We start from the raw sequence: 21,332 nt of genomic DNA, 5'->3' as shown, positions 1-21,332 counted from the left end.
GCTACGCCTCCTCTTCCTTCTTGTCCTTGCGGCTGAACTCGATCTCGACACGCGCCTTGGCGATGTCGGTGAAAGCAATGCGGCGGGCGGTCGCCTTGCGGCCCTTCACGCCCGGAACTTCGAGGTCCATGCCCTCGTCGTCGACGTCGAGGATGCGGGCGATGAGTTCCCCGCCCTCCGCCAGCTGGAACTTCACGAGGCGGCCGGTCGCCCGTACGTAGTGACGGTGCTCGCTGAGCGGGCGGTCCGCACCGGGGGAGCTGACTTCGAGGACGTACTCGTCCTCGCCCATCACGTCGGATTCGTCGAGCTTGTCGGAGACCTCACGGCTCAGCTCGGCACACGCGTCCAGCTCCACGCCCTCATCGGAGTCCACGATGATCCGCAGCATCCGGCGCTTGCCCGCCTTGGACAGCTCGATCTCCTCGAGGTCCAGGCCCTTGGCGGCGACGAGCGGCTCCAGCAGCCCGCGCAGCCTGTCGCTCTGGGTGGTGCTCATCCGGGTGACTCCTCGGCCGCGTGTGCTGTTGTGGTTTCCGTCGTGCGTCAGGTCAAAGGGTATCCGGTCGCGGAGGGTGTTGCCGTCCGCCCCGGGGACGGGGCCCCGGGTTACCGTGATCACACCCTGCCCCGCCATCACCCCCGAGGACGTCGCCGTGCCCTGGACTCTGCCATCGAGGCCCTCGCGCAGGAGCCTGCTCGCCGGCGCCGCCGGAGCGGCCGGAGCCGCGCTGCTCACGGGGTGCTCCGAGACCGGCCCGACCGCCGTGGATGCCGGGATTCCACTCGAACGGCGGATGCGGGAAGCGGCCGTTCGTGACAGTGCGCGACTGCTGGAACGTTACGACGCCACCGCCGCCGCCCATCCGGCGCTCGCGGCGCGGCTCGCACCGCTGCGCGCGGCCGTCGCCGCCCACGCCGCTGCCCTGGCCCTCACCCCTTCGGACGCTCCGTCCCCGTCCGGTTCCGCCACCCCGTCCGGCGGTACGGGGGCGGCGGCCGCTCCCGCTCCGAGCGCGGAACCGGTGCCGCCGAAGCCCGCCGACGCCCTGACCGCCCTCGCGGACGCCGAGCGCAGCCTGTCGCAGGCCCGGACCATCGACCTGGCCGGGGCGCCCGGTGAGCTGGCCCGGGTGCTGGCCTCGGTGGCCGCCTGCGGCGCCGTCCACACCTACCTGCTGACCTCGACCCCCGGAGCCACGCCGTGAAGCCCGAACCCTCCCCCGCCGGCCGGGCCCTGCAGGCCGCCCAGGCCGCACTCGCCGCCGAGCACGCGGCCGCGTACGGCTACGGGGTGATCGGCGCCCGGACCGCCGGGGCCCGCGCGACGCAGGCCCGGGAGGCGTACGGCGGCCACCTGGCGCGGCGGGACTCCCTGGCCCGGACCGTGCGGGAGCTGGGCGGCGCGCCCCGGCCCGCGGAGGCGGCGTACGCCCTGCCGTTCGAGGTGCGCACCCCCGCCGACGCGGAGCGGCTGGCCGCCGAGATCGAGGACCGCGTGGCGGGCGCGTACTCCGATCTGGTGCGGGCGGCGGAGGGTCCGCTGCGCCGCGAGGCGGCCGACGCGCTGAGCGCCGCGGCCGTGCGCGCGGCACGCTGGCGCGGGGTCGGCGTAGCCTTCCCTGGGCTCGCCGAAAAGCGCTGAAGTGGCGAAACGGGCCCGGCACAGCGGAAAGGGACCACGCACGCATGGCTTTCGAACCGCCGCAGCGGCTTGTACGGGCGCTCGGCGAGCTGCCGGAATCGGCGCAGGACGCGCAGTGGCTGGAGCAGTTGCCCAAGCTCGCGGAGGCCGCGCTGTCCCGGCGCGGGGTACGGGCCCAGCGGGTGCAGGCCCCGGGCGGCCGCAGCAGCCTGGTCGTCCTGGCCCAGTACGCCGACGGGACCCCGGCCGCGCTGAAACTGGCGCCCCCGCACGCCCGGCCCGACCGGGAGCTGGCCGCGCTGGCGCACTGGGGCGGTTTCGGGGCCGTACGGGTCCTCGACTCGCGGTACCACGAGGAGGACGGGGCGCTGCTGCTGGAGCGGCTGCACCCGGAGGTCTCGCTGCGGTCGCTGCCGGACGCCAAGGCGCTGCTGGAGGCCGCCGGCACGCTGCGACGGCTGTGGGTGGCGCCGCCCGCCGGGCACGTCTGGGAGACGGTGGCGGAGCGGACGGCGCGGCGGTCGGCGGCGCTGCGGGCGGCCCCGGCGGAGGTCCGGGCGCTGGCCGACGCCGCTGTGGCGATGCGCGACGAGCTGGTCGCGGCCGTGCCGGAGGAGCTGCTGCTGCACGGGAACTTCCGGCAGGGCAAGGTCCTCGCGGGCGAGCGCGCGCCGTGGCTGACGGTGGGCCCGGAGCCGGTGGTGGGCGAGCGGGCGTACGACCTGGCCCGGCTGGTCCGGGACCGGCTGGAGGACCAGGTGGCCACCTCGGCGGGGGCCGCGGGGGCCCGGCGCCGGGTGAACCGGCTGGCCGACGCCCTCGAGGTGGACCGGGACCGGCTGCGCGGCTGGACGGTGTTCCGGGCGGTGGAGTCCGGCTCCAGGGCGCTGGCCGCCGGGCGGCGGCGGGACGCGGAGCTGCTGCTGGAGTTCGCCGCCTGGCTGTAGGGCATACCGTAGGTACGTGGATATATAGGTAGGTCCGGATCCGTCCGGCAGGGGGCCGTCATGGTCGAAGAACTGCTGACAGCGGGGATCGCCGCCGCGACCGGTCTCGCGGTGTACCTGGGCGCCGCCGCGCGCGTGGTGAAGCAGTACGAGCGGGGCCTGGTGTTCCGCTTCGGTCGGCTGCGGGACGAGATCCGGCCGCCCGGTTTCACTGTGATCATCCCCGGGATCGACCGGCTGCGGAAGGTCAACATGCAGATCGTGACGCTGCCGGTGCCGGCCCAGGAGGGCATCACCCGGGACAACGTCACGGTGCGCGTGGACGCGGTCGTGTACTTCAAGGTCGTCGACCCGGCGAACGCCATCGTGGCCGTGGAGGACTACCGCTTCGCCGTCTCGCAGATGGCGCAGACCTCGCTCAGGTCGATCATCGGAAAGTCGGACCTGGACGATCTGCTGTCCAACCGCGAGATGCTCAACCAGGGCCTGGAGCTGATGATCGACTCGCCGGCCGTGGGATGGGGGGTGCAGATCGACCGGGTCGAGATCAAGGACGTGTCCCTGCCGGAGACGATGAAGCGGTCGATGGCGCGCCAGGCGGAGGCGGACCGCGAGCGGCGGGCGCGGGTCATCAACGCGGATGCGGAGCTGCAGGCCTCGCACAAGCTGGCCGAAGCGGCGGGCGTCATGTCGGAGCAGCCGGCCGCGCTGCAGCTGCGGCTGCTGCAGACCGTGGTCGCCGTGGCCGCGGAGAAGAACTCCACGCTGGTCCTGCCGTTCCCGGTGGAGCTCCTGCGCTTCCTGGAACGCGCGGCCCCCACCCCCGTGGGTTCCCCGGGCGCTCCCGAAGCGGAGGCCGAAGTCCGGGCCGAGGCCCCGCCCCCGCCGGAAGCCCGGGCTCTGGGCGAAGCTCCGGCCCCGTCGGGCGGACGCGCGGCGGCCCTGCCGGCGGACGACGACCTGCTCCTGGACCGCCCGCCGCCCCCGCCCACGGGCGAGGCCCCCGCCCCGCCGCCGGACGACGGCCTGCTCCTGGACGGCGCGCCGCCGCCGCCCACGGAGCCTCAGGACCCCCGCTTCTAGCTGGGGAGTGTCGTCTCAGGTCAGGCGGGACAGGGCCTCGGCCAGCGGGAGTTCCTCGCGGGTGCCCGAGGCGCGGTGCTGGAGTTCGACGATGCCGTCGGCCGACCGTCGGCCCGCGACCAGGATCCACGGGACGCCGATCAGCTCCGCGTCGGTGAGCTTCACGCCGGGCGACAGGCCGGGGCGGTCGTCGAGCAGGACCCGGCGCCCCGCCTCCGCGAGGGCGGACGCCGCCTGCTCGGCCAGGGCCAGCGGCACGGCCTTGCCCGCCGCCACCACGTGCACGTCGGCCGGGGCCACGGCGGCCGGCCAGGACAGGCCCCGCTCGTCCGCCGTCTGCTCGGCCAGCGCCGCCACCGCCCGCGAGACGCCGATGCCGTACGAGCCCATCGTGACCCGGACCGGCTTGCCCTCCTTGCCGAGCACGTCCAGGCCGAAGGCGTCCGCGTACTTGCGGCCCAGCTGGAAGATGTGCCCGATCTCGATCGCGCGGTCCAGCCGCAGGCCCGCGCCGCAGGACGGGCAGGGGTCGCCCGGCTCCACGACCACCACGTCCAGGTAGTGGTCCACCTCGAAGTCCCGGCCGCAGACCACGTTGCGGGCGTGGGTGTCGGCCTTGTTGGCCCCCGTCACCCACGCGGTGCCCGGCGCCACCCGGGGATCGGCCAGGTAGCGGACCTTGTCCAGGCCCTGGGGGCCCACGTAGCCCCGTACGAGGTCGGGCCGGCCCTCGAAGTCCTCGGCGGTGACGAGCTCGACGACCGCCGGGGCCAGGTGCTCGCCCAGCTTGCCGAGGTCCACCTCGCGGTCCCCCGGCACGCCGACGGCCACGATCTCCCCGTCCACCTTGACCAGGAGGTTCTTCAGGGTCGCCGAGGCCGGGACGCCGAGCAGCGCCGCCAGGGACTCGATCGTCGGGGTGTCGGGGGTGTCCAGCTCCTCCACGGGGCCGTGGTCGCCGGCGACCGGGGTCAGCGCGAAGGTCACCGCCTCGGTGTTCGCCGCGTAGTCGCAGGCGGGACAGTCCGCGAAGGTGTCCTCGCCCGCCTCGGCGGGTGCCAGGAACTCCTCGGACGCCGAGCCGCCCATCGCCCCCGACACCGCCGACACGATCCGGTGGTCCAGGCCGAGCCGGGTGAAGATGCGCTGGTAGGCGGCGCGGTGGAGCGCGTAGGACTCCGCCAGCCCCTCGTCGGACACGTCGAAGGAATACGAGTCCTTCATCTGGAACTCGCGCCCGCGCAGCACTCCCGACCGGGGCCGCGCCTCGTCGCGGTACTTGGTCTGGATCTGGTACAGCATGACCGGCAGGTCCTTGTACGAGGTGCACTGGTCCTTCACCACCAGGGTGAAGATCTCCTCGTGGGTGGGACCGAGCAGGTAGTCCGCGCCCTTGCGGTCCCTGAGCCGGAACAGCAGGTCCCCGTACTCCGACCAGCGTCCGCTGACCTCGTACGGCTCCTTGGGCAGCAGCGCGGGGAGCAGTACCTCCTGGGCCCCGATCGCGTCCATCTCCTCGCGGACGATGCGCGAGACGTTGTCCAGGACCCGCTTGCCCAGTGGCAGCCACGTCCACACGCCCGCCGAGGTGCGCCGGACGTAGCCGGCGCGGACCAGCAGCCGGTGGCTGAGGGTTTCGGCGTCGGCGGGATCCTCGCGGAGGGTCTTGGCCATGAGTCGGGACATGCGCTGCACGTGGTGAGTGGACATGCCGGGAGATTACCGGCGGCCGTGCGGGCGGGGGTAACGCGTTTCGCGGGGCCCCGGCTCAGGGCCGGGGCAGCGGCAGGGGCGCGCCCATGACGGCGTACGGGAGGCTCGCGCTCGGGAAGTGCACCTGGCGGGCGAGGTCGACGTAGCCGAGGGCGCGGTAGAGGCCCCGCGCGGGGCTCTCGGTGTCGATGGCGGAGAGGATCGAGCGCGGTTCTGCGGCGCCGTCGGTGAGGGCGGTGATCAGTGCGCGGCCGACGCCGTGGCCCTGGAATCCGGGGTGCACGTGCAGTTCGGTGATCACGAAGGAGCCGTCGAGCCAGTCCTCGTGGCCGCCCGCCCGCAGATGGGGCTCGACGATGGTGGACCACCAGTGCGTGCGGTCGTTGGGCATCCCGTAGACGAAGCCGGTGAGCGCGCCGTCCTCGGCGAAGGCGCCCAGCGCGCGGGCGCCGCGGCAGGTCATGTGGCGCTGCACGATGTAGCGCCGGATGCCGACCTCCTCCTCGCTGAGGCCGAAGGCGACGGCCTGCACGCGCAGGGCCTCGTCCACCCGTGCGGCGAGGTCGAGGGGGCCGATGCGGAGTCCGGTAGGCAGCATGCGGCGACCTTACTTCGCGGTAGGACCGGCCGGTACGGGTTCGGCCGGTTCAGAACAGGACGCTCATGAACGCGCCGACCTCGCGGAAGCCCACGCGCTTGTAGGCGGCCCGGGCGGCGGTGTTGAAGTCGTTCACGTAGAGGCTGACCACGGGTGCCACGTCGCGCAGGGCGAAGGCGACGACGGCGGCCATCCCGGTTTCCGAGTAGCCGCGGCCGCGGAACTCCGGGTCCACCCACACGCCCTGGATCTGGCAGGCGCCGGCGGTGGCGGCGCCGATCTCCGCCTTGAAGACGACCCTTCCGTCCTCGATGCGGGCGAAGGAGCGGCCGCTGCCGACGAGTTCGGCGACCCGGGCCTGGTAGAGCAGCCCGCCGTCACCGGCCATCGGCGAGATGCCGACCTCCTCGGTGAACATGGCCACGCAGGCGGGCATGATCAGGTCCATCTCGTCCTTGCGGACGCGGCGGACCAGCGGGTCGGCCTGGACGGTGGTGGACGGGCTCTCGATGACCATGAGCGGCTGGTGGGAGCGCACGTCGCGGGCGGGGCCCCAGCTGGGCTCCAGGAGCTGCCACAGCCGCCGGGTGGGCTCGGCGGGGCCCACGATGGAGGAGCAGCGGCGGCCGGTGCGGCGGGCGCGGTCGGCGAAGGCGCGCACGGCGTCGGGTTCCGCGCAGACGGGGACCAGGTTGGCGCCGGCGTAGCACAGCGAGCGGAGCTCGCCGTCGGCGTACCAGCCCCACATCTCGCCGCCCAGGCGCCACGGGTCGAGCCCGGCGACCTGGACCCGGGAGGTGACGAACGCGTTCTCGACCGGCTCGCGTCCGAGGACGTCGAGCGCCGCGTCGAGATCACCGGGCTCAAGGACCCGGGTGGTGGTCTGCGTCAACACGTGGGGCCTCACCGTACAAGTCTGCTGATCTCCGCACTGTACCCGCCGCGACGGGAGGATGCCCGGTCTCCCAGGTCACGAAAGAGCCCCGGCCCCGCCCGCGAGCTGCGGGAACGGGGCCGGGGCAGGTCCGGTGAGGATCAGACGCCGATGGCCACCGTCGGCTCGCCCGAGGTCACGCCGTCCTTCTCCATCTGCTCGGCGATCTTCATCGCCTCTTCGATGAGCGTCTCGACGATCTTCGACTCGGGAACGGTCTTGATGACCTCGCCCTTCACGAAGATCTGGCCCTTGCCGTTGCCGGAGGCCACGCCGAGGTCGGCCTCGCGGGCCTCGCCGGGGCCGTTGACGACGCAGCCCATGACCGCGACGCGCAGCGGGACCTCCATGCCCTCCAGGCCCGCCGTGACCTCCTCGGCCAGCTTGTAGACGTCGACCTGCGCACGACCGCAGGACGGGCAGGAGACGATCTCCAGGCGGCGCGGCTTGAGGTTCAGCGACTCCAGGATCTGGTTGCCGACCTTGACCTCCTCGACCGGCGGCGCGGAGAGGGAGACGCGGATGGTGTCGCCGATGCCCTCGGAGAGCAGCGCACCGAAGGCGACGGCGGACTTGATGGTGCCCTGGAAGGCGGGGCCGGCCTCGGTGACGCCGAGGTGCAGCGGGTAGTCGCACTGGGCGGCGAGCTGGCGGTAGGCGTTGACCATGACGACCGGGTCGTTGTGCTTGACCGAGATCTTGATGTCGCCGAAGCCGTGCTCCTCGAAGAGGGAGGCCTCCCACAGCGCGGACTCGACCAGCGCCTCGGGGGTGGCCTTGCCGTACTTCTTCAGCAGCCGGGCGTCGAGGGAGCCCGCGTTGACGCCGATCCGGATCGGAGTGCCCGCGTCCTTGGCGGCGTAGGCGATCTCCTTGACCTTGTCGTCGAACTGCTTGATGTTGCCCGGGTTGACGCGGACGGCGGCGCAGCCGGCGTCGATGGCGGCGAACACGTACTTGGGCTGGAAGTGGATGTCGGCGATGACCGGGATCTGCGACTTCTTCGCGATGACGGCGAGGGCGTCCGCGTCGTCCTGCGTGGGGCAGGCCACGCGGACGATCTGGCAGCCGGAGGCCGTCAGTTCGGCGATCTGCTGGAGCGTGGCGCCGATGTCGGAGGTGCGCGTCGTGGTCATGGACTGCACCGAGATGGGCGCGTCGCCGCCGACGGCCACGGAACCGACCTGGATCTTGCGGCTGACCCGGCGGTCGGCAAGCTTCGTCGGCACGGACGGCATTCCGAGAGAGATGGCAGTCATCTGCTGTGCAACCCCAAGGTGTGGATCAAGGTCCCGAGATCGGCGGGCTCCAGGCTTCGAGATTACGCCAATCACGGTGCGGCCCTCGCATCCGAGGGGGCGCGCCACCCGAACGTAGGGAGCCGGGCACGATGCGTGCCCGGCTCCCCGGTGCGTCGTGTAGGCCCCGGGCGGGGCCCGCACGGCTCAGGTGATCTTGATGGGGTTCACCACGTCCGCGACCATGACCAGCAGGGTGAAGCAGATGAAGAGCCCGGCCACCACGTAGGCGACCGGCATCAGCTTGGCCACGTCGAAGGGGCCGGGGTCGGGGCGCCGGAAGACGCGGGCCACGGTGCGCCGGACCGACTCCCACAGGGCGCCCGCGATGTGCCCGCCGTCGAGCGGGAGCAGCGGCAGCATGTTGAACAGGAACAGCGAGAGGTTGAAGCCGGCCAGCAGGTTGAGGAAGAACACCAGCTGGTGCTGGGCGGGGATGTCGAGGGTGAAGATCTCCCCGCTGACCCGTGCCGCCCCGACCACGCCCATGGGGCTGTCCTGGGCGCGCTCGGCGCCGTTGAAGGCCGCGTTCCACAGGTCCGGGACCTTGGACGGCAGGTCGATCAGCGACTGCACGCCGGCCGCCATCATCTCGCCCATGCGGTCGACGGACTGGCCGAAGGACTGCGGGACGTAGCCCGAGGCGGGGGCGAAGCCGAGGAAGCCGGCCGTCACGTACTGGTCCTTGACGTACGTGCCGTCGCCGTCGGTCTTGGCGACCTTGTTCTCGATCAGGTTCGCCGTGAGGCCGACCTTCTCGCCGGCCCGCTCGACGGTGATCGTGGCGGGGCCGACGGTGGCGCGGATGTCCTTCTGCAGGGCCGACCAGTCGTGGACCGGGCGGCCGTTGAAGGCGATGATCTTGTCGCCCGCCTTGAGGCCCGCCGCCTTGGCGGGGGCGGCCGGGTCCCCCGGGGCGCACTTGTCGCGCTTCTCGCTCTGCTGGATGACGCAGTCCGAGACGGTGGCGACGGTCGTGGTCTGGGTGTTCAGCCCGAAGGTCATCAGGGTGGTGAGGAAGATCGCCACGGCCAGGACGAGGTTCATGAAGGGGCCGGCGAACATCACGATGACGCGCTTCCACGGCTTGCGCGTGTAGAAGAGCCGGCTCTCGTCGCCGGGCTGGAGCTCCTCGTACGCCGCCGAGCGCGCGTCCTCGATCATCGACCGGAACGGTGACGTCGACCGGGCGGTGACCTTGCCGTCCTCGCCGGGCGGGAACATCCCGATCATGCGGATGTAGCCGCCCATCGGAATGGCCTTGATCCCGTACTCGGTCTCGCCCTTCCTCCGCGACCAGATCGTCGGGCCGAAGCCCACCATGTACTGCGGCACCCGGATGCCGAACAGCTTGGCCGTGGAGAGGTGTCCGAGCTCGTGCCAGGCGATGGAGACCAGCAGGCCCACCGCGAAGATCACGACCCCGACCACCGTCATCAGCAGTGTCATGCGCCCGCCTCCACGGCGGCCCGCGCCGCCATCTCCCGCGCCCGGGCCCTGGCCCAGGCTTCTGCTTCCAGGACGTCCCCGACCGTCAGGGAAGTTCCCGATCCGGGCGTCCCGTGCTCGTCGACCACGGCAGAGACGGTATCCATGATTGCCGTGAACGGCAGCCGACCTGCCAGGAACGCCTCCACGCACTCCTCGTTGGCCGCGTTGAAGACGGCCGGGGCGGTGCCGCCGAGGGTGCCCACGTGCCGGGCCAGGCCCACGGCGGGGAAGGCCTCGGTGTCCAGCGGGAAGAACTCCCAGGTGGAGGCCTTGCTCCAGTCGAAGGCGGGGGCGGCGTCCGGGACCCGCTGGGGCCAGCCGAGGCCGATCGCGATGGGGCCGCGCATGTCCGGCGGGGTGGCCTGGGCGAGCGTGGAGCCGTCGGTGAACTCGACCATCGAGTGCACGTAGGACTGCGGGTGGACCACGACCTCGATGCGGTCGAAGGGGATGTCGTAGAGCAGGTGCGCCTCGATGACCTCGAGCCCCTTGTTGACCAGCGTGGCGCTGTTGACCGTGATCACCGGCCCCATGGCCCAGGTCGGGTGCGCGAGCGCGTCCTGCACGGTGACGGCGGCCAGTTCGGCGCGGGTGCGGCCGCGGAAGGGCCCGCCGGAGGCCGTGACCACGAGCTTGCGCACGTCGGCCCGGGTCCCGGCGGCGAGCGCCTGGAAGAGCGCCGCGTGCTCGGAGTCCACGGGGATGATCTGGCCGGGCTGCGCCAGGGCCTTCACCAGGGGCCCGCCGACGATCAGCGACTCCTTGTTGGCGAGGGCCAGGGTGCGGCCCGCCCGCAGCGCGGCGAGGGTGGGCGCGAGGCCGATGGAACCGGTGATGCCGTTGAGGACGGTGTGGCACTCGGAGGCTGCCAGCTCGGCCGCGGCGTCGGGGCCGGCCAGGATCTCGGGCAGGGGCTCGGACGCCCCGTAGCGCGCGCTCAGCGCCTCCTTCAGTGCCGGTACGACGTCCTCGCGGGCGACGGCCACCGTCGTGACCCCGAGCCGCCGGGCCTGCTCGGCCAGCAGGTCGACGCGTCCGCCGGCGGCGGACAGCGCGGTCACCCGGAACCGGTCCGGGTTGCGCAGGGCGAGGTCGATGGCCTGGGTGCCGATGGACCCGGTGGACCCGAGGATGACGATGTCCCGGGGGCCGGCCGCGGGGTCGAAGAGGAGGTGCGGATCGGCGAGGGGGGCTGGACTGTCGCTCATCCCCCCATTGTTGCCGCAACTCAGGAGCGGCCCGACACGGAGCCCCCTTCCGTGACGCGCAGCAGGAGGTGCGGAAGCGTTCCGCCGAAGTCGGGGAGGGTACGGGCGACGCGCCACCAGGCTTCGGGGTCCTCGCCGAGGGCCACCGCGAACAGCCGGTCGGCTTCGGCCCGGGCGGCGAGCACCGGCTCCGGCCGGTCGTGGCGGTCGGGGTGGTCCACCTCCCCCAGCCAGTGGTCCTCGTCCAGGGCCCAGCAGGCGGGCAGCTTGTGGCGGATCACGTCCTCGCCGGTGAGCAGCCCGCGGGCCAGGCAGTCCCGCACCCACCGGACGTCCTCCTGGACGGATTCCATCGGCACTCCGAGGCTCGCCAGGGCCAGCTCGCGCTCCACGCCCCCGAACGGCTCGGCGGCCTTCGGGGCCAGCCGGCCCACGGCAGCGGCGAGCCCGGGAACCGGCGGTCCGGCAGCGGGCTCGGCCAGGGTGTCGCAGACGACCCCGGTCACGAGCTCGGGCAGGGCGCCGCGGAAGGCGTGGGCGTGCCGCAGCAGCTCCGCCCAGAGCCGGGGATCGTCGCCCAGCGGGCGCAGGGCCCGTATCACGGCGGTCTGCATGCCCGCCCGTTCGGGCAGGGTCCAGCGCAGGCCGCTGGTCTCGTGGAGGGACGCGAGCAGCAGGGTCCGGTGCGCGGGCGCGACGTGGGTGACGAGCTCCTGGAAGGTGAGCAGCCCCATGCGGACGGCCCGTACGGCGGGCCGGTGCCAGGAGCGCCCGCGGGTGTCCTGCGTGCGGGTGTCCAGCAGCGCCTGGCAGGTCTCCCGGGGCAGGCCGCCGGCCAGCAGCAGGGCCTCGACGGCTCCGGGCGGCAGCGGCGCGCGGGCGTGCTCGCGCAGCAGCAGCTCCCGGTCGAGGGGGTCGTGCGGCATGCGCAGCAGGGTGAGGGGGATCCGCGGGCGGCGGCCGTGCCGGCGCAGCAGCGCGACCAGCTCGCCTTGGCCGAAGGGTCCGGGTCCGACCTCCGCCAGCAGCTCGGGGGAGGGCCCCGGGCGGGCCGCGTACCGCGCGGGGCCGGGCAGGCCGGGCAGCGGCCGTCCGACCACGCGGGGGTTGCGGGCGATGAAGTGCCGGTCCTGCGGGCTGCCGTCGCGCAGCAGGAGGGTGACGGCCGAGGCGGGCAGCCATTCGTCGCGGCACAGGTACTTGCGCGCCGCCGGATCGTGGCGCTCCAGACGGTCCAGGAGCCCGGCGGCCACGTGGTCCGGTGCGTGGCGCAGGACGTGCGCCACGCACCAGGCCAGCCGCCGGCTGTTGCGGTCTTCCACGGCCGTCGACATCGCAGCCCGCCTCGCGCTCGTACCCGTACCCGTACAGCAGTCCGACTACTGTCGATGATCGCAGGTCAGCGGAGGGGGCGGTGCACGTTTTCCCGGGACGAGGGGCCGGGAGAGGCGTCCGCGATCCAGGGGCCGTCGCCGGAGGGGTCGAGGACGCCCTCCTCCAGCCAGGTGTAGGTGCCGCTCAGCACGCCCTCGACGACCTTGCCGTCGACGGCGTCGGTGTTGGTCCACAGCCGGCCGAAGAGCTCCTCGACCCGGATCCTGGACTGCCGGCAGAAGGCGTCGGCCAGCTGGTACGCCTCGCGGCCGTGGTCGCCGGTGGCGCGCAGGTGCTCCGCGCGGACGCAGGCCGCGCTCATCGCGAAGAACTCGGCGCCGATGTCGACGATCCGGCCGAGGAAGCCCTGCTTGGTCTCCATCCGGCCCTGCCAGCGGGACATGGCGTAGAACGTCGACCGGGCCAGCCGGCGGGCGCCCCGCTCGACGTAGCGCAGGTGGGTGGCGAGGTCCGGGTGGCCCGCGGGGTGGAAGGCCCGGTACGTCCCGGGCACCTGGCCGGCGCCGGTGGCCAGCCTGGGCAGCCAGCGGGCGTAGAACCCGGCGGCGCGGGCGCCCGCCCGGGCCTTGTCGCCGAGGTCCTTGTCGGGGTCGATCAGGTCGCCCGCGACGGAAAGGTGGGCGTCGACGGCCTCGCGGGCGATCAGCAGGTGCATGATCTCGGTCGAGCCCTCGAAGATCCGGTTGATGCGCAGGTCGCGGAGCATCTGCTCGGCCGGTACGGCGCGTTCGCCGCGGGCGGCGAGGGATTCGGCGGTCTCGAACCCGCGGCCGCCGCGAATCTGGACCAGCTCGTCGGCCATCAGGCAGGCCATCTCCGAGCCGTACAGCTTGGCGAGGGCCGCCTCGATGCGGATGTCGTTGCGGTCCTCGTCGGCCATCTGCGAGGCCAGGTCGACGACGGACTCGAGGGCGAAGGTGGTGGCGGCGATGAAGGAGATCTTGGCGCCCACGGCCTCGTGGCGTGCCACCGGCCGGCCCCACTGCTCGCGCACCCCCGACCACTCGCGGGCGATCTTCAGACACCACTTGCCGGCGCCGACGCACATCGCGGGCAGCGACAGCCGTCCGGTGTTGAGCGTGGTCAGGGCGATCTTGAGGCCGGCGCCCTCGGCGCCGATGCGCTGCGCCGCGGGGACCCGGACCCGGTGGAAGCGGGTGACGCCGTTCTCCAGACCGCGCAGGCCCATGAAGGCGTTGCGGTGCTCGACGGTGATCCCCGGCGAGTCGGCCTCGACGACGAACGCGGTGATCCCGCCGCGGTGGTCCTCGCTCCTGGGCACCCGGGCCATCACCACGAGCAGGTCGGCGACCACCCCGTTCGTGGTCCACAGCTTCACCCCGTCGAGGACGTACGCGTCCTCCCCGTCCGGGACCGCCGTGGTGGCCAGCCGCGCCGGGTCGGAGCCCACGTCGGGCTCGGTGAGCAGGAAGGCGCTGATGGCGGTGGTGGCGCAGCGCGGCAGGTAGGCGTCCTTCTGCTCCTGCGTGCCGAAGATCTTCAGCGGCTGCGGAACGCCGATGGACTGGTGGGCGGAGAGCAGGGCGCCGATGGCGGGGCTGACGGAGCCGACGAGGGCGAGCGCCTTGTTGTAGTAGACCTGGGTGAGGCCGAGGCCGCCGTACTTCGGGTCGATCTTCATGCCGAGCGCGCCGAGCTCCTTGAGCCCGCGCACGGTCTCGTCGGGGATCTTCGCCTCGCGCTCGATGCGCGCTCCGTCGATCTGCGTCTCGCAGAAGGCCCGCAGCCGGGCCAGGAACGCCTCGCCGCGCCGGACGTCCTCGTCCGCGGGGAGCGGGTGGGGGTGGATCAGGTCGAGGCGCAGTCTGCCGAGGAAGAGCTCCTTGGCGAAGCTGGGCTTGCGCCAGTCCGATTCCCGGGCCGCTTCCGCGACCTGCCGTGCCTCGCGCTCGGTCACCTTGGGCTGCTGTGCGGGCTGTGTTGCGGACATGGGGGGACTCACCTCGCCGCCGAGTCGGGTGGGTTCACCGGATTACCAGCCGGTGCTACCTGGGAGTCGTACCCAATGTGGGCGGGACGGAAAAGGGGACGGCCGCAGCCCCTGCCCGACGGACCCCCGACAGCCGCCCCTGACCTGCGGTTTTTCTCTCACCTGCAGAAACGTACGGTGATTTCGGCCGACATCTTCACCCACCCGGCCCCCTCTCGCCGCATCCTCCCTCACCCGTCCTGCCGTGGGAACGGGGCCGGGAGCACCGGCGGCGTCGTTCCCCGCGCCGCAGCCCGGCCGGCTCCCTGCGGCCTGCCGGGCGGCGCCCGGACGCGATGTGGCCGATTCCGACACGGGCCGGCGGGCCGACGCCGAACTTCGCCGCTCGACACCTGGTCAGTTTCGGACAAATTTCCGAACGTCTCTCCACAGCGGATGTCTGACATTTATCGTGGCTGCGGCAAGATCGAACCTCGGTGTACGCGCCGAAGCGAGGTCGGCCGGCACACTCAGGGGGGAGCGATCTAGCGTGTGTACCAACGGGGGCACCACCACGACTTACTCGCCATGCCGGTCTGGGACGCCTCGCGCCCAACAGGCGCGAGATGCGGGGACTCCCGCGCCGATAGCCAGGCCGTAAGCGAACTTCGCCGCCCGAAGGTTCGACCATGAGCTGCCGCGACGGGGTTTCCGCCATCACGCCGCGCTCACCACACGTCCGCGACGGAATTCGTGAGCCCTGCTCCGGTCATGCCCGCCTCGGACGGGCCGGCAATTCGTTCACCTGGAACCAATGCTCACGTCACCGACGCATGCGACATCTAGGTTGCCACCACGTCGACAACGTGAGGAAACTACGCTCGCGCGCCCGTACGACGCCGCAAGCAGCCGTGCACAGAGGGGGAATGCACCATGCCCAAGGTAAGCCGATCACAAACCTGGCGCCGGAGACCGGCAAGAGGGATCGACGGTCGGCGGCAGTCCATGGGGGCCGGATCCACGGAATGAATCGAAGCCGCCGCCCCAATCCAAAAACCGGAAGCGTAACCGGATTCTACCCCCATCCGCGCGCCAACCGACTGCACTTTCAAGCCGAACAGGAAAGTGAGCGTCTGCTCGCTTCGATGCCGCTCCCGGACCCCTTCGACTTCGACCAGCTGGTCGCGAACATCGCGGAGGCCAGCGGCCGGCAGGTCGTCATGAAACCGATCCCCGACCACCTGACCGGACTCGACGGCGTGTGCGGGCTCCTCGTCCGGCACGACACACGTCCGGTCGACCTGATCCTCCACCCCAAGGGCCGCTCGCCGTCCGACGAACTCGAGTTAAAGGTGCACCAGCTGGTGCACCTCTGGGCCGGGGACAACACCGGCATCGTCAGATCGCCCGACGTTCTGCGGGCACGCCTGGTGGCGCCGGACGGTGGGCTCTCGACGACCGGGCCCTCGGACCACGACGCGCTCATCGAACTGCGCGCCGACCACGTGGCACGGCTCATCGGCCAGAGGCTAACGCCCCCGTCCTTCAGCGGGGGCCGGCCGCCGCGCGCCGCGCCGCACAGTGGCGGAGCCCCTGCCCGGCCGTGAATCCCGGCAGCCGCCGGCCGAGCCGGTTACGCCGAGCGTCCGTCCGCGTCATCGGCCAGGATCTCCCCCATCGTCTCGCCGATGAAGTCGCGGAGCTGGTCCCAGGATTCCTTGGGCATCTCCCTGCCCGCACCGCGCGCGACCATCACGGTGAACTTGTTGCGCACGGCCCGGGCCGACAGGATCAGGGCGTCGACCTCCGGCTCGTCCTGCCGGAAGTAGACCGGCGGCACGTCGAAGGCGAGCGCCAGGGCATCGAGAGCGTCGTCCTGCGGTTCGGCGACCTCGCCGGCACGCAGGGCCCGGACCATCGCCTCGGTGAGCGCCGTGGAACCGCTCTTCCGGTTCCCCTCGGACGCGAGGTGCGCGTCCGAGGGCGCCGCCCCTCCGTAGACCTCGGTGCGCAGCGACTCCAACTTGCGGGCCACGCGCGCGCCGTCGGCCGAGGGCGCCTCCTGCGGCTCTTCGGGCTGCCCGAAGGAACGCCGCTGCGCGGCGAGCAGTTCGGCGCGGGTCACGTTGTAGGCGGCGGCCAGCGCCGTCACCGCCTGGTCGGACAGCGGCCGCTTGCCCTGTTCCGCGGCCCGTACCGGCATCGGTGACGAGGTGTTGGTGTACCGCGCCGTGTCCGACTGGGTCATCCCCGCGTCGCACCTGAGATCGGCGAGATTCGGCGATTCACTGCGGGGAAAGAGTTCATCCAGATCGGCATCCAGGAATGCGGCGATCGCCGACAATCGCTCCGGCGGAGGAGCCGCCAGGCCGTTCTCCCAGCGATAGACGGCGTTCACCTTCACATGAAGCCCCTCGGCCAGAGCGGCCTGCGACAGGCGTTTGATGACACGACGGTCACGCAACTTACCGCCGTCGAAGACACGGTCGGGCATAGGCATGCTCCACAAGGTGAGGGTTCAAGGGATTCTAGTGCCCCGCCAGGGGAAGGTCTTGACATCCGAGATATCGGCATACGTTCGTGAACATCACCAGAGCGCGCCCGCACTCGGTTATGCCGCCCGCACTGCGCCTCGCCTGTCACGATTTTTCCCATGTTCGCCGATCTCCCTCCGGGGCCGTCGCACACCCCTCGGGGAGCAGCGGCGCATCGAGCCGTTCTCGAGCCGTCCTCGAGCGATCCAGGAGCTTGACTGGATCAGCGGAAGTAGATAAATTCATCTTCAGGTGATCAGGGAGGGGGCGCAAGCTCGGGGACGCCTCCTCCCCGGTCTCCGAACACATCGCGTCCGCGGCGCTACTGCGCCGCGCTCCGCCCGAAGACCGGTGCAACAACGCCGGATCTCCCGGGTGTTACGGCCGGCCGCCATCCGGTCCCCGCACCATCCGTCCGACTTCCTCCCGGCGAAGCCGGACGGCGTTTGTCGAATTTCCCGTGCATCTGCATCCGGCGGAACACGGCGGCACGCGTCCACTCCCATCCGCTTTGGGCCGACGTAATCCGCCGCGCGCCCTTCCGTCCCGCTTTCCGATTTCGCGCGCCCGCGCATTTCTTTTCTCACGTCGTCACAGGAGGCGATCTGTCATGCCCACGATCTCCGTCGGTAACTCGCGCATCCACTACACCGTGACCGGCGAGGGCCCGGCCCTGCTGCTGGTGCACGGCGTGGGCAAGGGCGGCCAAGTCACCTTCGGCCACCTCCTCGAGGAGTTCGCCCGCCGCAACACCGTCATCCTTCCCGAGCTGTCCGGCAGCGAGACGGCGACGGACGACGGCTCGCCGCTGACCGTCGAGCAGCTCGCCGACGAGGTCGCCGCCGTGATCGAGCACGCCGGTCTCGGCCCGGTGGACCTGGTGGGCTTCTCGCTCGGCGGGGCCATCGTCGCCGCCACCGCCGCCCGTCACCCCGCGCTCGTCCGCCGCCTGGTCCCCGTCGGCGGCCTGGTCAAGTCGGACCTCTACATCCAGAACCTGATCGGTCTGACCCTGAGCCAGAAGCACGACGCGAAGGCCTTCGGCCGTGTGCTCAGCACCACCGCCTTCAGCCCGCGCTTCATCCGCAGCCAGCCCAGCCTGAGCGACGTCGAGAACCTCGGCGCCGAGCTGAGCCCCTCCAGCGGCCGTATCCGCCAGCTCGAACTGCTCGTCCAGGTGGACATCCGCGACCTGGTCGGGAAGGTCGAGGCCGAAACCCTCGTCCTGGCCCCGTACCCGGACGCCGCAGTGCCGGCCGAGCACTCCCGCGAACTGGCCGCCGCCATCCCGAACTCGTCCTACACCGAGATCGACAGCGGCCACATGGTGATCTTCGAGAAGCCGGTCGAGTTCGTGAAGCTCGTCCAGGACTTCATTCACAAGGCCTGACACCCGCCGGGCACGATCCGGCCCCTCACCACCGTCCCGGGCGCCGCCCCGCCGCCCGGCGATCGCACCCGACCACCCGCGGAGCACTCCGCAGCGATTCCAGGAGGAAGCATGGCCAAGATCCTGCTCGCCGTCAGCAGCCACGAGACCCTGGGGGACACCGGCAACCGGACGGGATACAGCGTCTCCGAGGCGGCCCACCCCTACAACGTCTTCATCGGCGCCGGGCACGAGGTCGACTTCGTCTCCGTGCGCGGCGGCGAGCCGCCGGCCGTCGTCTTCGACGGCGAGGAGAACGACCCGGAGATCATCGGCTTCCTGGCCGACGAGACCGTCAAGGCCAAGCTCGTGGCGACCCGCCGAGCGGCCGACGTGGACCCCTCGGAGTACTCCGCGATCTTCTACGTCGGCGGCCACGGCGCCATGTGGGACTTTCCCGACTCTCCCGACCTGGCCCGCATCGCCATGGACATCCACGGCCGGGGCGGCGTCGTCTCCGCCGTCTGCCACGGCCCGGCCGCGCTCCTCAACCTGCGCCTGCCGGACGGAACCCCGCTCGTGCGCGGCAAGCGCGTCGCCTCCTTCAGCAACGAGGAGGAGAACTCGCTGGGTCTCGTCGAGGTCATGCCCTTCCTCCTCGAGGACCGGCTGAAGGAGACCGGGGCGCTGCACGCCAAGGCACCCATGTACGAGGCCCACACCGAGAGCGACGGCCGGGTCATGACGGGGCAGAACCCCGCCTCCGCCGCCCCCTTGGCGCGGCTCGTCGTCGCCGAGCTCGCACGGGCCGCCGCCGCCCGCTGAGGCGGTCCCCGGTTCCACCGCCGTCGTCACCGGACGAATCCCATCGCAGACCGGCCCCGACTCGCACCGCCGGGGCCCAAGGAGGCAGACATGTACGGCTTGATCCAGGTCGCGGGCGTCATCGACCAGTCCGAGGCCGACCTCATCATCGAGGAGGGCGCGGACTGGCTCGGCTTCGCCCTGCGCCTTCCCGCCAAGAACGAGGACCTGTCGGAGGCCGAGGCCGCCGCCATCGTCAAGGCGATCCAGCCCGAAAACAAGGGCGTCATCATCACCTACCTGACCGATGCCGACGAGATCGCCGGCTTCTGCGCCGACATGGGCGTCGGTGCGATCCAGCTCCACGGCGACGTGACCCCCGCCGAGCTGCGCCGGCTGCGCACGCTGGCCCCGGACCTCTACGTCCTCAAGAGCCTCGTCGTGAAGACGGACAACATCGACGAGCTCCGCGAGATCGTCGAGACCTCCGCCGAGTGGGTCGACATGTTCATCACCGACAGCTTCAACCCGGCCACCGGCGCCAAGGGGGCGACCGGGCTGACCCACGACTGGGGCGTCAGCGCCGAACTCGTCCGGATCTCCCCGAAGCCCCTGATGCTGGCCGGCGGGCTCACCCCGGAGAACGTCGCGGCTGCCATCGAGGCCGTCCGCCCCGCCGCCGTGGACGCGCACACCGGCCTGGAGGACCCCGCCACCCGGCGCAAGGACCGCCAGAAGGTGCGCACCTTCGTCCAGGAGGCCCGCGCCGCCTTCGCCCGGGTCGCCGCCGAGGACGGGCGGAACGGGTCCTGATGACCACGCGAACCGAGCCGCTGCGGGGCGTGGTCCACCTGCTGCCCCAGACCAACCGGCTGCGCGCCCTGCACGCGGTCGTCCGCGACCACCAGGCCAAGCGGGAGGACTTCGTGCCCGCCGCCAACCGGATCATCCGCGGGCTCCTGGACGCCGCGCTGGACCTGCTCCCCTACGAGCCCCGCGACGTCCGCACTCCGGTCGGCCGGACCTACCACGGCCTGTCCCTGGCCTCGCAGGTCTACGGCGTCTCCATCGCCCGGGCCGGCGACAGCATGGAGTCCGAGCTGCGCGTGATGGCGCCCGAGACCCGCCTGGGCAAGATCCTGATCCAGCGGGACAAGGTCACCAAACTCCCGCACCTGCACTACGCGGCGCTGCCCGCCGGCATCGACCGGGGCCACGTGCTGCTCCTCGACCCCATGCTCGCCACCGGCGGCACCGCGCTGGCCGCGATCGGCGTGCTGCTCGACCACGGCGTTCCCGAGGAGCACATCGTCTTCGTGAACCTGCTCTCGGCCCCCGAGGGGATCAAGGTCGTCCACGACCGTCACCCCGAGGTGCGGATCGTGACCTCCTCCATCGAGGAGCGCCTCAACGAGCACGCGTTCATGCTTCCCGGCATCGGTGACTTCGGCGATCGCTACTTCGGGACCGACACCCCGGCGTGAGCGCCGTCCCTGTCGGAGCGGGCCGGGTTCCGGACCCCCGGAACCCCGCCGCTCCGGCCCTTCGACCACCGCACTAAGGAGCACACTCCCGTGTCCAGCGCCGACACATCCCCGTCGACGACGAAGATTTCGATCGTCTACTACTCGGGCACCGGCAACATCCACAAACTCGCCGTGGCCGCCGAGGAGGCCGCCGCGAAGACGGGCGCCGAGGTCCGGCTGCGCCGGGTCGCCGAGTACGTCGACGCGTCCCTGGCCCCCGAGTTCACCGAGTGGACCGAGGCGTGGCGGGAGAACGCCGAGGCCATCGCGCACATCCCCACCGCCACCGCCGACGACCTCGACTGGGCCGACGCGATCCTGCTGGGCGGCCCCGGCCGGTTCGGCATGATCCCCGCGCCGCTCAAGCACTTCATCGACCTCGCCTGGCCCCTCAACGCGCGCGGGGGCCTGTCGGGCAAGGTCATGTCGTCGTTCACCTCGACGGGCGCCCCGCACGGCGGCCAGGAGGCGACGATCCTGTCGCTGAACACCGTCTTCTACCACTGGGGCGGGATCATCGTGCCGCCCGGCATCACCGACGACATCATGACGGCGCCCAGCAACGGCAACCCGTACGGCGTCAGCTCCGTCTCGGGCCGGCAGGCGATCGCCGGCCGGCTGGCGGAGAACGTCACCGAGGACAACCTCGCCGCCATCGCCCACCAGACCCGCCGCATGCTCGAGGTCGCCGACGCACTGCGAAGGGGCCGGGCGGCCGACGCCGACCGGTGATCACCGGTCAGTGCCTCGGTACGGCCCCGGAACACCCGGCCGGTCCGCGCGCCGGCCGAGTGTTCGTCACGGGCGGGTGACCACCCAAGCCCGCCCACCACACGGCACACACGCACACCCAGGGG

At 72.0% G+C, this 21,332-nt stretch carries 20 protein-coding genes; 10 read left to right on the top strand and 10 right to left on the bottom strand.

The features are described from left to right. Window position 1: 1 nt before the first annotated feature. Window positions 2-499 (bottom strand): ribosome maturation factor RimP, encoded by a 498-nt coding sequence (gene rimP, locus AB0D44_RS14440; RefSeq protein ID WP_362589565.1) that lies wholly within the window; start codon window positions 497-499, stop codon window positions 2-4. Window positions 500-656: 157 nt separating this feature from the next. Here rimP and AB0D44_RS14435 point away from each other — a divergent pair, with 157 nt between their 5' ends. Genes AB0D44_RS14435 through AB0D44_RS14420 form a run of 4 tightly spaced genes read left to right on the top strand, consistent with a single transcriptional unit; the run spans window position 657 to window position 3,675 of the window. Continuing rightward, window positions 657-1,208 carry a hypothetical protein gene (locus tag AB0D44_RS14435; RefSeq protein ID WP_362589562.1) on the top strand — a complete coding sequence of 184 codons (552 nt, stop codon included), beginning with the start codon at window positions 657-659 and terminating at the stop codon, window positions 1,206-1,208. Then, complete coding sequence (locus AB0D44_RS14430; RefSeq protein ID WP_362589559.1) at window positions 1,205-1,645, top strand: ferritin-like domain-containing protein; 441 nt, start codon at window positions 1,205-1,207, stop codon at window positions 1,643-1,645. Before AB0D44_RS14435 ends, AB0D44_RS14430 begins: the two co-directional genes overlap by 4 nt. Before the next feature lie 44 nt (window positions 1,646-1,689). Further along, window positions 1,690-2,592 carry an aminoglycoside phosphotransferase family protein gene (locus AB0D44_RS14425; protein WP_362589556.1) on the top strand — a complete coding sequence of 301 codons (903 nt, stop codon included), beginning with the start codon at window positions 1,690-1,692 and terminating at the stop codon, window positions 2,590-2,592. A 60-nt stretch (window positions 2,593-2,652) separates the two neighbouring features. Continuing rightward, entirely contained in the window at window positions 2,653-3,675 is a 1,023-nt protein-coding gene (locus AB0D44_RS14420; protein ID WP_362589553.1) for a slipin family protein, read from the top strand. 15 nt (window positions 3,676-3,690) lie between these two features. Here AB0D44_RS14420 and AB0D44_RS14415 read toward each other — a convergent pair whose 3' ends face one another. The 8 genes from AB0D44_RS14415 to AB0D44_RS14380 form a co-directional block, all read right to left on the bottom strand. Then, on the bottom strand, window positions 3,691-5,385 hold the full coding sequence (locus AB0D44_RS14415; RefSeq protein WP_362589550.1) for a proline--tRNA ligase: 1,695 nt from the start codon (window positions 5,383-5,385) through the stop codon (window positions 3,691-3,693). Window positions 5,386-5,443: 58 nt separating this feature from the next. Beyond that, window positions 5,444-5,986: a GNAT family N-acetyltransferase gene (locus AB0D44_RS14410; RefSeq protein ID WP_362589547.1), complete on the bottom strand. Its 543-nt coding sequence runs from the start codon at window positions 5,984-5,986 to the stop codon at window positions 5,444-5,446. A 49-nt stretch (window positions 5,987-6,035) separates the two neighbouring features. Next, complete coding sequence (locus tag AB0D44_RS14405) at window positions 6,036-6,881, bottom strand: GNAT family N-acetyltransferase (protein ID WP_362589641.1); 846 nt, start codon at window positions 6,879-6,881, stop codon at window positions 6,036-6,038. A 140-nt stretch (window positions 6,882-7,021) separates the two neighbouring features. Continuing rightward, window positions 7,022-8,179, bottom strand: coding sequence for a flavodoxin-dependent (E)-4-hydroxy-3-methylbut-2-enyl-diphosphate synthase (gene ispG / locus AB0D44_RS14400; protein WP_362589545.1), 1,158 nt, complete (start codon window positions 8,177-8,179; stop codon window positions 7,022-7,024). 186 nt (window positions 8,180-8,365) lie between these two features. Continuing rightward, the gene (locus tag AB0D44_RS14395) at window positions 8,366-9,667 is read right to left on the bottom strand and encodes a site-2 protease family protein (protein ID WP_362589542.1); all 1,302 of its coding nucleotides are present in this window, start codon (window positions 9,665-9,667) and stop codon (window positions 8,366-8,368) included. Next, window positions 9,664-10,917, bottom strand: a complete 1,254-nt coding sequence (gene dxr / locus AB0D44_RS14390; RefSeq protein ID WP_362589539.1) for a 1-deoxy-D-xylulose-5-phosphate reductoisomerase — start codon at window positions 10,915-10,917, stop codon at window positions 9,664-9,666. Before dxr ends, AB0D44_RS14395 begins: the two co-directional genes overlap by 4 nt. A 20-nt stretch (window positions 10,918-10,937) precedes the next feature. Further along, window positions 10,938-12,251, bottom strand: coding sequence for a hypothetical protein (locus tag AB0D44_RS14385; protein ID WP_362589537.1), 1,314 nt, complete (start codon window positions 12,249-12,251; stop codon window positions 10,938-10,940). A gap of 65 nt (window positions 12,252-12,316) precedes the next feature. Continuing rightward, on the bottom strand, window positions 12,317-14,263 hold the full coding sequence (locus AB0D44_RS14380; RefSeq protein WP_362589535.1) for an acyl-CoA dehydrogenase family protein: 1,947 nt from the start codon (window positions 14,261-14,263) through the stop codon (window positions 12,317-12,319). A 1,124-nt stretch (window positions 14,264-15,387) separates the two neighbouring features. On the opposite strand from AB0D44_RS14380, the gene AB0D44_RS14375 reads away from it, so the two are divergent. Continuing rightward, entirely contained in the window at window positions 15,388-15,849 is a 462-nt protein-coding gene (locus AB0D44_RS14375) for a hypothetical protein (RefSeq protein WP_362589532.1), read from the top strand. Between the two features lie 26 nt (window positions 15,850-15,875). Here AB0D44_RS14375 and AB0D44_RS14370 read toward each other — a convergent pair whose 3' ends face one another. Beyond that, entirely contained in the window at window positions 15,876-16,736 is an 861-nt protein-coding gene (locus AB0D44_RS14370) for a helix-turn-helix transcriptional regulator (protein ID WP_362589529.1), read from the bottom strand. 650 nt (window positions 16,737-17,386) lie between these two features. On the opposite strand from AB0D44_RS14370, the gene AB0D44_RS14365 reads away from it, so the two are divergent. The 5 genes from AB0D44_RS14365 to AB0D44_RS14345 all read left to right on the top strand — a co-directional run bounded on the left by AB0D44_RS14365 (window position 17,387) and on the right by AB0D44_RS14345 (window position 21,207). Continuing rightward, window positions 17,387-18,166, top strand: a complete 780-nt coding sequence (locus AB0D44_RS14365; protein ID WP_362589526.1) for an alpha/beta hydrolase — start codon at window positions 17,387-17,389, stop codon at window positions 18,164-18,166. 111 nt (window positions 18,167-18,277) lie between these two features. Then, window positions 18,278-18,970, top strand: a complete 693-nt coding sequence (locus AB0D44_RS14360; protein WP_362589523.1) for a type 1 glutamine amidotransferase domain-containing protein — start codon at window positions 18,278-18,280, stop codon at window positions 18,968-18,970. A 90-nt stretch (window positions 18,971-19,060) separates the two neighbouring features. Next, window positions 19,061-19,762: a phosphoribosylanthranilate isomerase gene (locus AB0D44_RS14355; protein ID WP_362589520.1), complete on the top strand. Its 702-nt coding sequence runs from the start codon at window positions 19,061-19,063 to the stop codon at window positions 19,760-19,762. Next, window positions 19,762-20,433: a uracil phosphoribosyltransferase gene (gene upp, locus AB0D44_RS14350; protein WP_362589517.1), complete on the top strand. Its 672-nt coding sequence runs from the start codon at window positions 19,762-19,764 to the stop codon at window positions 20,431-20,433. The genes AB0D44_RS14355 and upp overlap by 1 nt, the downstream gene beginning before the upstream one ends. Window positions 20,434-20,523: 90 nt before the next feature. Further along, window positions 20,524-21,207 carry an NAD(P)H-dependent oxidoreductase gene (locus AB0D44_RS14345; RefSeq protein WP_362589515.1) on the top strand — a complete coding sequence of 228 codons (684 nt, stop codon included), beginning with the start codon at window positions 20,524-20,526 and terminating at the stop codon, window positions 21,205-21,207. Window positions 21,208-21,332 lie beyond the last annotated feature (125 nt).

This window comes from Streptomyces sp. NPDC048349, from assembly GCF_040651925.1.
Lineage (GTDB): Bacteria > Actinomycetota > Actinomycetes > Streptomycetales > Streptomycetaceae > Streptomyces.
The sequence above is the reverse complement of the archived record's forward strand: the minus strand, read 5'-3'. Positions and strand labels throughout refer to the sequence as shown.

Bases quoted from the DNA above. Each gene is read 5' to 3' on its own strand.
- rimP (WP_362589565.1), bottom strand. From the start codon at position 499: ATGAGCACCACCCAGAGCGACAGGCTGCGCGGGCTGCTGGAGCCGCTC.
- AB0D44_RS14425 (WP_362589556.1), top strand. From the start codon at position 1,690: ATGGCTTTCGAACCGCCGCAGCGGCTTGTACGGGCGCTCGGCGAGCTG.
- AB0D44_RS14420 (WP_362589553.1), top strand. From the start codon at position 2,653: ATGGTCGAAGAACTGCTGACAGCGGGGATCGCCGCCGCGACCGGTCTC.
- AB0D44_RS14415 (WP_362589550.1), bottom strand. From the start codon at position 5,385: ATGTCCACTCACCACGTGCAGCGCATGTCCCGACTCATGGCCAAGACC.
- AB0D44_RS14410 (WP_362589547.1), bottom strand. From the start codon at position 5,986: ATGCTGCCTACCGGACTCCGCATCGGCCCCCTCGACCTCGCCGCACGG.
- ispG (WP_362589545.1), bottom strand. From the start codon at position 8,179: ATGACTGCCATCTCTCTCGGAATGCCGTCCGTGCCGACGAAGCTTGCC.
- AB0D44_RS14395 (WP_362589542.1), bottom strand. From the start codon at position 9,667: ATGACACTGCTGATGACGGTGGTCGGGGTCGTGATCTTCGCGGTGGGC.
- dxr (WP_362589539.1), bottom strand. From the start codon at position 10,917: ATGAGCGACAGTCCAGCCCCCCTCGCCGATCCGCACCTCCTCTTCGAC.
- AB0D44_RS14385 (WP_362589537.1), bottom strand. From the start codon at position 12,251: ATGTCGACGGCCGTGGAAGACCGCAACAGCCGGCGGCTGGCCTGGTGC.
- AB0D44_RS14380 (WP_362589535.1), bottom strand. From the start codon at position 14,263: ATGTCCGCAACACAGCCCGCACAGCAGCCCAAGGTGACCGAGCGCGAG.
- AB0D44_RS14375 (WP_362589532.1), top strand. From the start codon at position 15,388: ATGCCGCTCCCGGACCCCTTCGACTTCGACCAGCTGGTCGCGAACATC.
- AB0D44_RS14370 (WP_362589529.1), bottom strand. From the start codon at position 16,736: ATGCCCGACCGTGTCTTCGACGGCGGTAAGTTGCGTGACCGTCGTGTC.
- AB0D44_RS14365 (WP_362589526.1), top strand. From the start codon at position 17,387: ATGCCCACGATCTCCGTCGGTAACTCGCGCATCCACTACACCGTGACC.
- AB0D44_RS14360 (WP_362589523.1), top strand. From the start codon at position 18,278: ATGGCCAAGATCCTGCTCGCCGTCAGCAGCCACGAGACCCTGGGGGAC.
- AB0D44_RS14355 (WP_362589520.1), top strand. From the start codon at position 19,061: ATGTACGGCTTGATCCAGGTCGCGGGCGTCATCGACCAGTCCGAGGCC.
- upp (WP_362589517.1), top strand. From the start codon at position 19,762: ATGACCACGCGAACCGAGCCGCTGCGGGGCGTGGTCCACCTGCTGCCC.